The 12845-nt window shown below is 73.3% G+C and carries 9 protein-coding genes; 3 read left to right on the forward strand and 6 right to left on the reverse strand.

Translation table 11 applies throughout. The features are described from left to right. Window positions 1-311: 311 nt before the first annotated feature. The gene (locus DZF91_RS03695) at window positions 312-2873 is read right to left on the reverse strand and encodes a bifunctional acetate--CoA ligase family protein/GNAT family N-acetyltransferase (RefSeq protein WP_235834061.1); all 2562 of its coding nucleotides are present in this window, start codon (window positions 2871-2873) and stop codon (window positions 312-314) included. Between the two features lie 237 nt (window positions 2874-3110). Between DZF91_RS03695 and DZF91_RS03700 the strand changes: the two genes are divergently transcribed. Continuing rightward, complete coding sequence (locus tag DZF91_RS03700) at window positions 3111-4034, forward strand: carbohydrate kinase family protein (RefSeq protein WP_117356091.1); 924 nt, start codon at window positions 3111-3113, stop codon at window positions 4032-4034. A 67-nt stretch (window positions 4035-4101) separates the two neighbouring features. Continuing rightward, complete coding sequence (locus DZF91_RS03705) at window positions 4102-5034, forward strand: aminoglycoside phosphotransferase family protein (RefSeq protein ID WP_117356092.1); 933 nt, start codon at window positions 4102-4104, stop codon at window positions 5032-5034. Between the two features lie 211 nt (window positions 5035-5245). On the opposite strand, the gene DZF91_RS03710 is transcribed toward DZF91_RS03705, so the two are convergent. The 5 genes from DZF91_RS03710 to DZF91_RS03730 all read right to left on the reverse strand — a co-directional run bounded on the left by DZF91_RS03710 (window position 5246) and on the right by DZF91_RS03730 (window position 11195). Next, window positions 5246-5908: an HAD family hydrolase gene (locus tag DZF91_RS03710; RefSeq protein WP_117356093.1), complete on the reverse strand. Its 663-nt coding sequence runs from the start codon at window positions 5906-5908 to the stop codon at window positions 5246-5248. A 271-nt stretch (window positions 5909-6179) separates the two neighbouring features. Next, window positions 6180-8396 carry a RecQ family ATP-dependent DNA helicase gene (locus tag DZF91_RS03715; RefSeq protein ID WP_117356094.1) on the reverse strand — a complete coding sequence of 739 codons (2217 nt, stop codon included), beginning with the start codon at window positions 8394-8396 and terminating at the stop codon, window positions 6180-6182. 92 nt (window positions 8397-8488) lie between these two features. Beyond that, the gene (locus DZF91_RS03720; protein ID WP_117356095.1) at window positions 8489-9085 is read right to left on the reverse strand and encodes a LutC/YkgG family protein; all 597 of its coding nucleotides are present in this window, start codon (window positions 9083-9085) and stop codon (window positions 8489-8491) included. Beyond that, a complete protein-coding gene (locus tag DZF91_RS03725; protein WP_117356096.1) occupies window positions 9082-10494 on the reverse strand; it encodes a lactate utilization protein B in 1413 nt (470 codons plus the stop codon). Before DZF91_RS03725 ends, DZF91_RS03720 begins: the two co-directional genes overlap by 4 nt. After that, the gene (locus tag DZF91_RS03730) at window positions 10491-11195 is read right to left on the reverse strand and encodes a (Fe-S)-binding protein (RefSeq protein ID WP_117356097.1); all 705 of its coding nucleotides are present in this window, start codon (window positions 11193-11195) and stop codon (window positions 10491-10493) included. The genes DZF91_RS03725 and DZF91_RS03730 overlap by 4 nt, the downstream gene beginning before the upstream one ends. A gap of 203 nt (window positions 11196-11398) precedes the next feature. Here DZF91_RS03730 and DZF91_RS03735 point away from each other — a divergent pair, with 203 nt between their 5' ends. Beyond that, on the forward strand, window positions 11399-12772 hold the full coding sequence (locus DZF91_RS03735) for a threonine/serine exporter family protein (protein ID WP_235834062.1): 1374 nt from the start codon (window positions 11399-11401) through the stop codon (window positions 12770-12772). Window positions 12773-12845: the final 73 nt, after the last annotated feature.

Below are 12845 nucleotides of genomic sequence, written 5' to 3' on the forward strand. Positions count from 1 at the left end.
GTCGCCGGGGCCGGTCCCGCCAGGCCCGGCGCCCGACCCCGTCCCGCCGGGGCCGGCGCCCGATCCGGTGCCGCCGGGTCCCGCGCCGGATCCGGTGCCCCCTGAGCCCGGCCCGGCTCCGGGCCCGCCGTCCTGACAGAGCTCCGACTCCGGCGACGAAGCGCCTTCTGAGCCTGCGGCCAGGTCCTACCGGCCCTGGTCGGTGCCGTGCTCGGACGGAACCTCGTTCGCCGTGGGCTGAAGCGGGCCTCCACCCAGCCGGCTCCGCTCAGCCGACTCTGATCAGCCGATTCTGATCGGGTTCGGCCCGCTCAGCCGAGGCGGCGGGGGCCGAGTTCGGGGCGGGGACCCATGGGTCGTTGCAGGCGCAACCGGACGCCGCGCACCGAGACCCCGGACGCGTCCGCGACCACCGGGTTCAGCTCCAGCCGGGCGACCTCGGGCAGGTCGTCGCCGAGCCGCGCGACGCGCTGCAGCAAATCCTCCACGGCGGACACGGCCACCGGTTCCGCGCCCCGGTGGCCCAGCAGCAGCGGCGCGGTCCGGATGGCGCGGACCATCTCGGCCGCTTCGGCGTCGGTGAGCGGCGCGAGCCGGTAGGCGCGGTCGTCCAGCAGCGCGGCGGTCTCGTCCGCGAGCCCGAACGACACCACGGCGCCGAACGACGGGTCCTCCGAGGTCACGATCCGGACGGGCACCCCCGGGCCGTCACGGTCCGGCTCAGGCCCGCGCAGGCCCTCCCCGCCGAGAAGCGCCTCGGCGGACGGGTCGGGCGACGGGTCGGCGTCCGCGACGGCGATGCCGTAGCAGGCCAGGAGCTCGGCGGCCTGTGCGCGCGAGGCGGCGACGGGGGCGGCGTCCACGGGCAGCCCGGACAGCCAGCCGCCGACCAGCGCGCGGGCGCGGCGGCGGTCCTCCGGGGTGACCTGGTCGGGGACGCGGCCCGGCGGGCGCTGCCGCCACTGCGCGTACCGGATCACGTAGGCCAGCGCCCGGACGGCGTCCTCGGGGGCCGGGTAGGACGGCACGGATCCGGCGGCGGCGCTGCCGTCCGGCGCGGTGATCCGCAGGTCGGCGGGCATGCCCTTGTGGCCCAGGTAGGTCGCCACGATCGGCTTGGACGACCCGGCCGCCAGCCGCAGGATCTTCTCCGGGACGCGCACGTCGTAGCCGCCGATCGTGGGCGGGGTGAACAGCGCGACGACGGCGTCCACGTTCTCGTCGCGCAGCGCGGTCGCGAGGGCCGCCTCGTACGCGTCCGCGTCCGCGAGGGGGCCCAGGTCCACCGGCGGGCGGACGCGCAGGCCGTGGGCGACCGCCGCGTCCTGGGCGAGCAGGCCCAGCGAGTCGGAGTTGTCGATGATCGCGATGCGGTCCCCGGCCGGGAGCGGCTGGTAGGCGAGCAGCTGGGCCACGTCGAACAGCTCGGAGAGGTCCTCGACCCGGATGACCCCCGCCTGCGCGAACAGCGCGCTCACGGCGTGGTCGGGCAGGCTCAGCGCGCGCGCCGCGTGCCCGAGCGGGACGCCCTGCGTGCTGCGTCCGCTCTTGACCGCGACGATCGGCTTGCGCCGCGACAACCGCCGGGCCAGGCGCGCGAACTTGCGCGGGTTTCCCAGGGATTCGAGGTAGAGCAGGACGGCCTTGGTGGCCGGGTCCTCCTCCCAGTACTGCATGAGGTCGTTGCCGGAGACGTCGGCGCGGTTTCCGGCCGAGACGAACGTGGAGAGGCCGATCCCGCGTTCGGCCGTCCGCTGCAGGATCGCGGTGCCCAGCGCGCCGGACTGCGAGAAGAACCCCACTGGGCCACGTCCGGGGAGCGTTGGCGCGAGGGTCGCGTTCAGGCGGATGTCCTGGTCGGTGTTGGCGATGCCAAGGCAGTTGGGCCCGACCACACGCATCCCCCAGGCGCGTGCCAGGCGGACGAGTTCCTCCTGCCGCGCACGTCCCTCCGGCCCGGCTTCACCGAATCCCGACGAAACCACGACGAGCCCATGGACGCCCTTGCTGGCGCACTGCTCCACGACCTCGTGCACGGCGTTCGCCCGGACGGCCACCACCGCCAGGTCGATGTCGTCCGGGATGTCGAGGACGGACTCGTACGCGCGCACTCCCGCAACGGCCTTTGCCGTGGGGTGCACGGGATATACGGGTCCGGTGAAGTCCCCGCCGAGCAAATTCCGTAGGACGGTCTGGCCCACGCTGTGCTCGGCCCGGCTGGCGCCCACGACGGCGACCGAACGAGGGGTCATGAGCCGCTGGATGGACCGCGCCTCGGCCCGGTGCTCGCGCGCGGACGTGACCTCCACGGACGTCTCGGTGGGTTCGAGGTCGAGGACGAGCTCGATCACGCCGTCCTCGAAGCGCTGCTCGGCCCGGTAGCCCGCCTCCCGGAAGACCCGCGTCATCCGGCGGTTGTCGGGCAGGACGCTGGCGACGAAGCGGCGCAGGCCGCGCTCGCGGGCGGCGGCGGCGATGTGCTCCAGCAGGACGGCCCCGAGGCCGCGGCCCTGGTGCGCGTCCTCGACGAGGAAGGCGACCTCGGCCGTCTCGGGGCGGTCGGTGAGCCGGTCGTACCGGACGACCGCCACCATGTCGCCGCCGATCGTGGCGATCAGCCCGACCCGGCGGTCGTGGTCGACGGTGGTGAAGTGCGCGATCTCACGGTCGGACAGGTGCGGGCGCGGCGAGAAGAACCGGTAGTAGATCGTCTCCGCCGACAGCCGGGCGTAGAAGGACCGCAGGAGGTCGGCGTCCTCCGGCCGGATCGGCCGCAGGTGCGCCGTGCCGCCGTCGGTGAGGACGACGTCGGCCTCCCAGTGGTCCGGATAGTCACGCTGGTCCGGCTGGTCCCGCTTGCTCTCCCCGCTCACGCACCCGAGACTAGGCCACGGGCCGCCGTGGCCCGCGCCCGCCTCGACCGTGAATGCACCGGTCCGGACGGCGCGCGGCGGCATGCCCTCGGGCATCGCCGCGCGTTCGAGACCTCATCTGAGGTCAAGAGCTGTTACGGTCGTGCCTACGCCCTGCCCCGCGCGAACTCCGCCCAACGCCCTGCCTACGCCCACTCCGCCGCTCATGCGGGCCGTGTTGATCGAGGTGATGACCCCATGACCCGGGTAGTCGTGGTTGGCGACCTGATGACCGACACCGTGGCACGTGCCGCCTACCCCCTCGCGAAGGGCAGCGACACGCCCGCGGCCGTCACCAGCCATGGTGGCGGGTCCGGCGCCAACGTCGCGGCCTGGCTCGCGCTCGAGGGCGCGGAGGTCGCCTTCGTCGGCCGCCGCGGCTCCGACATCGCGGGCCGCAACCGCGACATGGAGCTGATGGGCTCCGGCGTCGACGCCCGCCTGGTGATGGACTCCGAGCGCCCGACCGGCACCTGCGTGGTCCTGGTCACGCACAAGGGCGACCGCACGATGCTGTCCGACCCCGGGGCCAACAGCGCGCTGCTCCCCGAGGACATCGAGCGCTGCAAGGACCTGTTCACCCAGGGCGTGCACTTCCACCTCTCCGGCTACTCGCTGATCAACGAGGGCTCCCGCAAGGCCGCCATCCACGCGCTCGACCTCGCCCGCCAGGCGCAGATGTCGGTGTCGGTGGACGGCGCGTCGTCCTCGCCGCTCAAGCGGATGGGCGCCGAGCCGTTCCTGGAGTGGACGCAGGGCGCCCGGCTGCTGGTCGTCAACGCCGCCGAGGCCGAGGTCCTCACCGGCCGCGACAACCCCGAGGCCGCCGCCAAGGTGCTCACCGCCTGGTACCCCCAGGTCGTGATCAAGAACGGCGCGGAGGGCTCGCTCTGGTACACCAACGGCCGCCCGGACGCCGTCACCGTCGCCGCCGACCCGGTCGAGAAGATCGTGGACGGCACCGGCGCGGGCGACGCGTTCATCGCGGGCTTCCTGCCGCCGTGGCTCGACGGCAAGCCCCCGGCCGAGGCCCTGGCGTCCGGCAACCGCCTCGCCGCCCAGGCCCTCCAGCACCTCGGCGCCCGCCCGTCGCTGGACGTGCTGGACAACCCCATCCACTGACCCACGACGCCCGGGTCCGCGGCCCCTCCGGCCGCCGGGTCCTGTCGTCGCCGCGCAGAGGACTCCGATGATCGACGTGCCGCAGGCGTTCGCGGACGCCACGGTCGCCCGGGAGGGCGAATCCGGAGCACGCTGGCTCGCCGGGCTGCCGCGGATCGTGGACGAGCTGCTGTGCCGCTGGGAGTGCGTCCCGGACGGAGCCGTCCTGCACGGCGGGGTGGGGATCGTCGTCCCCGTGCGGGCGCCCGGCGGACCTCGCGTCCTCAAGGTGTCGTTCACACATCCGGGCAACGTGCACGAGCCGGACGCGTTCGCGGCGTGGGCGGGCCGCGGGGCGGTGCTGCTCCACGAACGCGACGACGCGCGGTTCGCGATGCTGCTGGAGCGGGCGGGCCCGTCCACCCTCGACGCTCTCGGGGACGACGACGAGATCATCCGGGTCGCGGGGAGGCTCGGCCGCCGGCTCGCCGTCCCCGCTCCCCCGGACGTCCCCCGGCTGCGGGACCAGGCCGCCGCGTGGGCCGACCAGTTGCGCAAGGACGCCGAGCAACTGCCGCACGGGATGCCCCGGCGGGTCGTGGACGCCGCCATTGCGACCGCCGAGGATCTCGGAGGCAGCCAGCCGGACACCCTCGTCCACGGAGATCTGCACCCCGGGAACGTCCTGCGTGGGGAGCGTGAGCCCTGGCTGGCCATCGACCCCAAGGGCTGCGCGGGAGATCCGGCCTACGACATCGGACCGCTCCTCAAGGCGCGGGCCCTGTCCCTGCTGCGGTCCGACGACCACGGCAGGGCGTTCCGCCGAGCGATCGCCCTCTTCGCCGAATCGGCCGAACTCGACCGCGACCGCGTCCACCGCTGGGCTCAGCTGCACGCCGTCCAGGCGGCGTTCTGGGCCCGCCGGCACGGCTTCACCGTCGTCCGCAGCGGCCCCGCCCTCGACGCCATCGCCGCGACCGCCGACCACCTGGCCGCCCTCCTCACCGCCCCCGAATGGTGACCCGCGTCCGCTCGTAGAGCGCAACGGCAGGCCGCGGCTGGAGAAGCCGTCACGTCTCCGCCAGCACAAGGAAGGCTCCCACCAGCCCCGCCGCAGACGGCCCACGCCATCCAACCGCCAGGTGAGGCGATCGGATGATAGGCGGCCAAGGGGATCACGCAGCCGGTCAGGCGGTCACGCGGAACGATCAGGCGGTCAGGTGGTCAGCCGGTCAGCCGGTCAGGCGGAGCTGGTCGATGAGTTCGGGGAGCTTGCGCATGTCGTCGAAGACGATCGTTCCCGGGCCTTCGAGCCATTCGGCGGGGGTGAGGCCGCCCGCGTAGCCGAACGAGCGCATGCCCGCGGCGCGCGCGGCCTGGACCCCGTACCGGCTGTCCTCGACGACCACGCAGGCTTCGGGCCGTACGCCCATCTGCTCGGCGGCGAACAGGAACAGGTCCGGCTCCGGCTTGCCGCGCGCGACCTGCGTCGCGCTGAAGATCCGGCCCTCGAAGCGCGCGTGCAGGCCGGTGCGGCCGAGCGTGTGCCGCATCTTGTCGTGGCTGCCGCTGGACGCCACACAGAACGGCAGCCCGATCCCGTCCAGCGCCTCCTCGATGCCCTCGACGGCCAGCAGTTCGGTGTCCACCGCCTCCGCGTGGAGCCGCTTGAACCGGCGCTCCGCCTCGACCGTCAGCTCGGGCCCGAGCTGCGCCTCGATCATCTCGTTGATGGACGCCGTGGAGCGGCCGACGAAGCGCTCCATCACGTCCTGATGGCTCACGGCCCAGCCCAGCTCGGTCAGCACCGCCGAGTGCACCCGCACCGCGATGGGCTCGCTGTCCACGAGCACGCCGTCGCAGTCGAAGATCACCAGTTCGACATCATTTTTCACCCCGGCAAGCTACAGCCCTCCGCTTTCCCGCACGACGCCGACCTCCCGAGATGTGCCCCCAGGCCCCGCGGCGCGCCGGATACGGTCTCGCCGAGCGGCGGCGGCCGTGAGCGTTCGGTCCGGCGGCGCAGGGCGGAGGGCCGTCCAGAAAACGTCCGGAGGGTCATGGGCGGACAGCGAGGGGAGAGCCAAATGGGTGGTGTTGATTGCCGTCTAGGGCGGGTGGGGCTCGTTCATCGATGCTCCCTTCGGGTGGGCTGCGTTGGGTGGGTCAGGACGGGACCGCCAAGGCCAGGGGGAGGACGGCGGGGGCGCCGGCCTGGCGGAGCAGACGGGTGGCGACGGTCATGGTCCAGCCGGTGTCGATGCGGTCGTCCACCAGGAGGATGGGGCCCTCCGCCCGGACCACGGCGTCGGCGAGTTCGTCGGAGAGGGCGAGGGACGTCCAGACCGAGCGGAGGCGTTGGGCGCTGTTGTGGCGGCGTGGGCCGGGATCGCCGACAGGGGTGAGTTCGCCGAGGTAGGGCAGGCGGCCGATCTCGGAGAGCCGGGCGGCGAGGCTGGTCACCAGGCGGAGGTGGCTGCGGGAGCCGACCGAGACCACGGCGGCCGGACGGGTGCTCCAGTCCCAGGCGGACAGGACCTTCACCACGGCGTCGAACATGTCCGGCGGGACGTCGGTGTCGGGGGCCTGGTCGGCGAACAGGGCGCGCAGGCGGTTGCCCCAGCCGATGTCGGTGAGGCGGCCGAGGACGCGGCCCTCCTCGGCCTGCTCGGTGGCCGGGATGCGGCCCGAGACGCCCAGGTCGTCCTTGACGCCGGTGGGCCACATGCGGCGGGGCTGGACGTCCACGCCCGGGCGGTGGAGGCGGTCGCGGGCGCCGGCGGTGCTCTCGGCGGAGACCTCGGCCGGACGGTGGACGCCGGTGCAGTTGTCGCAGCGGCCGCAGGGGGCGGCGGCCGGGTCGTCGAGCTGACGGCGCAGGAACTCCTCCCGGCAGCCGGTGGTGGCGATGTAGTCGAGCATCGCGCGCTGCTCGCGCTCGCGCTCGGCGGCGACCCGCTGGTAGCGGGCGCGGTCGTACTCCCAGGGGCGGCCGGTGGACTCCCAGCCGCCCTTGACGCGGTGGACGGCGCCGTCCACGTCCAGGACCTTGAGCATCATCTCCAGGCGGGAGCGGCCGAGGTCGACCATCGGTTCGAGCGCGGAGGTGGACAGCGGCCGGCCCGCCGCGGCGAGGACCTCCAGGGTGGTGCGGACGACCGGCTCGGGCGGGAAGGCGAGGCCGGCGAAGTAGGCCCAGATGTCGCGGTCCTCCCGGCCGGGGAGGAGGATCACCTCGGCGCGGTCGACGCCACGGCCCGCACGGCCGATCTGCTGGTAGTAGGCCACGGGCGACTGGGGCGCGCCGACGTGCACGATGAAGCCCAGGTCGGGCTTGTCGAAGCCCATGCCGAGGGCGCTGGTGGCGATCAGCGCCTTGAGCTTGTTGTCGAGCAGGTCGCGCTCGGCCTGGAGGCGCTCCTCGGGGTCGGTCTGCCCGGAGTAGGCGGCGACGGCGAAGCCGCGGTCGCGCAGGTACCCGGCGATCTCGTGGGCGGCGGCGACGGTGAGGGTGTAGACGATGCCGGAGCCGGGCAGCGCGTCGAGCTGCTCGCCGAGCCAGGCCACCCGCCGGTCGGCCGAGGGCAGCTCGACCACCGACAGGTGCAGCGAGTCGCGCTGCAGCGGGCCGCGGAGGACCAGCGCCCCCTCGGACGCCAGGGCCGCCACCGCCTCCGCGCCCGTCCCTGCCGCGGGGTCCGTGGCCAGGGGCGCGGTATCCGAGGGGGCGGTGGGGTCGGTGGGGTCGGAGGGGTGGACGCCGGCCAGTTGCTCGGCGACGTCCTGGGTGACGCGGGCGTTCGCGGTGGCGGTGGTGGCGAGGACGGGGATGCCGGGCGGGAGGTCGGCGAGCAGGGTGCGCAGGCGGCGGTAGTCGGGCCGGAAGTCGTGGCCCCAGTCGGAGATGCAGTGCGCCTCGTCGACCACGACCAGCCCGGCGCCGGCGGCGAGGCGGGGCAGGACCTGGTCGCGGAAGTCGGGGTTGTTGAGGCGTTCGGGGCTGACCAGCAGGACGTCCACCTCGCCCGCCTCGACCTCGGCGAACACCGTGTCCCAGGCGTCGGTGTTGGCGGAGTTGACGGTGCGGGCGCGGATGCCGGCGCGCTCGGCGGCCTCGATCTGGTTGCGCATCAGCGCGAGCAGCGGCGAGACGATCACGGTGGGGCCCGCACCGCGGTCGCGGAGCAGCCGGGTGGCGACGAAGTAGACCGCGGACTTGCCCCAGCCGGTGCGCTGGACGACCAGGGCGCGGCGGCGTTCGACGACCAGGGCGCGGATGGCGGTCCACTGGTCGTCGCGGAGCCGGGCGCCCGCCCCGGCCAGGCCGCGCAGGCAGCGCTCCGCGTCGTCGCGGAGGGCGTCGGTCGTCGTCGCGTCAGTCATGCCTCCTTGGTACCAGCCGTCACCGACGCCCCAGCACCAGAACCGCGTTCTGTGGATAACGCGCCCCGGCCCGCCGGGGCCCGCGCGGGTGATCAGATGATCGCGACCTCCAGGGTGCGCGGCCCGTGCACGCCCTCGACCCGGTTCAGCTCGATGTCGCTGGTGGCGGAAGGCCCGCTGATCCAGGTCAGCGGACGCGTCGGGTCCAGCCGTTCCAGCGCCTCGGGCACGGTCCGGACCACCTGGTCCCGGCGCACCACGCACAGGTGGTGGTCGGGGACGAGGGTCAGGGCCCGGCGTCCCTGGGCCTCGCCGCCGTCCAGCACGATCGTCCCGGTTTCCGCGATGGCGACGGCGCAGCCGGTGAGGACGCCGTCCAGTCGATCGAGTTCGGCGGGCGAGAGGGGCGGGTCGTCGCGGACGACGTCCACCCCCGAAAGCCATTCGTCCGGCGTACCCGGCGGAACCATGAGCCGCCCTCGTGCGCGCGCGAGTTCGGCGACCGGGGTGTCGAGGTGGACGGTGGCGCGGTAGTCGACGAGCCGGTCCCGCAGCAGCTCGATCAGGTCGGGCCCGGTTCTCGTCCGGGCGTAGTCACGGGGCACGGGAACCGCGTCCGGTGTCTCGGCGAAGGGGATGTCCGCGAGCGCCGATCGCACGCGCGCGAGGATCGTCTCTCGCGAGCTCATTTCTGCTCCTCCCGAGAGGCCCACCACTCGCGGAACGACTGCGGTGGGGGCGCCGGTACGTCCCTGGTATCCGTCCATGCCGCCAAGGGGCCGGGGAGGCGGCGCGGGGTCAGCCGGCGGAAGCGGCCGGCGGTGCGTTGACTCGCGGCCAGCAGCGCGGGAGAGGAGAGCACCCGCCGGGCGGCGCGCATGGTCAGTTTCTCGACCTTGTGCGCGCCCGAAGCACCGACCTTGGCGCGCAGGTGCAGAAGCACCTCCGGGATGTTGATCGCCACCGGGCAGACGTCGTAGCAGGCCCCGCAGAGGGTGGACGCATAGGGAAGGGACGCGTCCAGCTCTGAACCGAGGCCGCGCAACTGCGGAGTCAGGATCGCGCCGATGGGCCCGGGATACACCGAACCGTAGGCGTGGCCTCCCGTCCGCTCGTACACCGGACACACGTTCAGGCAGGCCGAGCAGCGGATGCAGCGCAGCGCCTGGCGTCCCACCCCGTCCGCCAGCACCTTCGTGCGGCCGTTGTCCAGCAGGACCAGGTGGAAGTCCTGCCCTTCGGCGGCCCCGGTCCACATGGACGTGTAGGGGTTCATGCGCTCGCCCGTGGAGGATCGCGGCAGCAGTTGCATGAACACTTCGAGGTCCCGCCATGTGGGAACGAGCTTCTCGATGCCGACGACCGAGATCAGGGTCTCCGGCAGGGTCAGGCACATGCGGCCGTTGCCCTCGGACTCCAGGACGACGAGGGTGCCGGTCTCGGCGACCGCGAAGTTGGCCCCGGAGATGCCGACCTTCGCGGTGAGGAACCGTTCGCGCAGGTGGAGGCGGGCGGCCTCCGCCAGGGCGCGTGGATCGTCGGTGAGGTCGTCGGGAGCGGGACGGCCCCACGCCGCCATCGCCACCCGGAAGATCTCCCGGATCTCGGCCCGGTTCCGGTGGATGGCCGGGACGAGGATGTGCGACGGCCGGTCGTCCCCCAGCTGAACGATCAGCTCGGCCAGGTCGGTCTCGTACGCGGTGATCCCGGCCTCGGCCAGCGCCTCGTTGAGATCGATCTCCTGGGTGGCCATGGACTTGACCTTGACGACCTCGGTCTCCCCCGTCGCGCGCACGAGGTCGATGACGATCCGGTTGGCCTCCGCCGCGTCGGCGGCCCAGTGCACATGGCCGCCCGCCCGCTCGACGGCCGCCTCCAACTGCTCCAGGTAACCGTCCAGGTGGCGCAGGACCCGCGTCTTCACCGCGGCCCCGGCGGCGCGCAGGGCGGCCCAGTCGGGCTGCTCGGCCACCACGGCCGCGCGCTTGTCGCGGATCGTGTGCGTGGCCTTGCGGAGGTTGTGCCGTAGCTGGGCGTCGCCCACGGCGCGGGAGGCCGCCTTGGGGAACGGCGGCATCCCCACGAAGGTCGAGCTCATGCCGGGTCCTCCTCTGTCGACGCGAGGATCTGCGCCAGGTGCATCATCCGTACGCCCGCGCGTTCCCGGCGCATCGTCCCGCCGATGTGCATCAGGCAGGAGTTGTCGGTCGCGCACAGGACTTCGGCGCCGGTGTCCAGCACGTTGCGGACCTTGTCGGTGCACATGGCCGCGGACACGGCCGGGTTCTTCAGAGAGAACGTCCCACCGAAACCGCAGCACTCGTCGGCTCCGCCCAACGGCAGCAGCGTCAGCCCCCGGACGGCGGAGAGCAGCGAGTGCGGTCGGTCTCCCACACGCAGGGAACGCAGGGAATGGCATGTCGGGTGGTAGGTGACGGTGTGCGGGAAGTAGGCCCCTACATCTTTGACCTTCAACACGTCCACCAGGAATTCGGACAGCTCATAGACGCCGGACGGCACTTCAACGCCGAGAGCCGGATACCACTCGCGCACCATCGCCGCGCATGAGCCGGACGGCATGACCACCGCGTCGTACCCGGAGAACACCTCCCCGACCCTCAGCGCCAAGGGCATCGCGTCCTCGCGGTAGCCGGTGTTGAAGTGCATCTGGCCGCAGCACGTCTGGGCCTCCGGGAACTCGACCCGGCAACCGAGCCGTTCGAGCAGCCGGACGGTCGCCCGTCCCGTCCCGGGGAACAGCGTGTCGTTGACGCAGGTCACGAACAGCGCGACGCGCACGCTCGGATCCCCCCCGATGCCGTGGGCGCTCCGGGCCCGCCCCTCCGGCGTCCCGGTGCGATCTTCGTCACCAGCGTAGCGAGGCCCTGATCAGCGCCCTTGGCGCAGGGGTCCCGGGAGGACGCGGACGGTATAGCACCAATGCGACATGGGTAACCTGCGTGCAGGATCGTGATCGCTGGGGCGGGAGGGTTTGTTCGGGCATGGGTCGGACAGTGGAGCGGTTGCGCCAAAGCTGGGTGGTCCTGATGGACGGCAACCCGCCCGAACCCCCCGAGGACGAACCCGGCGAGAGTTTCGACCCCAGGGCGATCGAGCTGACGCTGCGCGTCGGCGAACTGCTCCTGGCCAGCGGCGAGTCCACCGAGCGCGTGAACGAGGCGATGCTGAGCCTCGCCCTGGCCTACGAGGTCCCGCGCGCCGAGGTCCAGGTCACCTTCACCAGCATCCTGGTCTCGGCGCACCCCGGCAGTGGCGCGCCCCCGGTGACGGGCGCGCGGGCGATCCGGCGGCGTACCCCGGCCTACTGGCGGCTGACCGCGCTGCACAAGCTCGTCCAGGAGGCGTCCATCGGGATGCTCGAACTGGACGAGGCGCGCACCCGGCTGAACGAGATCAAGCGCGGGCGCGCGCCCTACCCGGCATGGCTGATGGTGGTGTGCCTCGGGCTGATCGCGGCGGCGGCGTCGATCCTGGTCGGCGGCGGGCCGCTGGTCTCCGCGACCGCGTTCGTGGCGACCCTGTTCGGCGACCGGACCGCCGCCGCGCTCGCCCGCCGCGGCGTCGCCGAGTTCTTCCAGCTGACGGTGGCCGCCGCGATCGCCGCGACCGCCGCCGCGCTGGTGATCGCCGCGGGCCACCAGGCGCACGCGTCCACGATCGTGACCGGGGCGATCCTGGCGCTGCTGCCGGGCCGCCCGCTCGTGGCGTCCGTCCAGGACGGCATCACCGGCGACCTCGTCAGCGCGGGCGCGCGGCTGCTGGAGGTCTTCTTCATCATCGCCGCGATCGTCGCCGGGCTCGGCGTCGTCGTGTACGTCGCCGTCCGGCTCAACGTGGACATCAACGTCGCGCACATGCCGGTGTCGCCCGCGCTGCTGCGGCCGGTCCCGATCATCGCGGCGGCCCTCGTCGCGCTCACCTTCGCGGTCTGCCTCGCCGTCCCGCGCGACGTGCTGATCCCGGCGGCGCTCGGCGGCGGACTGATCTGGGTGCTGTACGTCGTCCTGCTGAACTGGAAGGTCACCCCGGTGCTGGCGTCGGCGGTCTCGGCGATCGTCGTGGGGGTGTTCGGCAGCCTGCTCGCGCGGCGGCGGCACGCCCCGTCGCTGCCGTACATCGTCCCGGCGATCTCGCCGCTGCTCCCTGGAACGCTCCTATACCGGGGGATGGTCGAGCTGAACACGGGATCGGCGCAGCAGGGGGCGCAGACCCTGGTCGCGGCGCTGTCGGTCGCGCTCGCGCTGGGCGCGGGCGTCAACCTCGGCAACGAACTCGTCCGGGCGTTCCAGAGCGTCGGCCTCAGCGCGTCCGGCCGCTGGGCGCGCCCGGCCGCACGCCGCACCCGCGGCTTCTGAGCGAGCGCGGCTTCTGAGCGAGCGCAGACACACCCTTCCCGACAGAGTGTGTCGGGCGTGCGCGAGGCATGTG

The organism is Actinomadura logoneensis, assembly GCF_003428695.1.
Taxonomy (GTDB): Bacteria; Actinomycetota; Actinomycetes; order Streptosporangiales; family Streptosporangiaceae; genus Spirillospora; species Spirillospora logoneensis.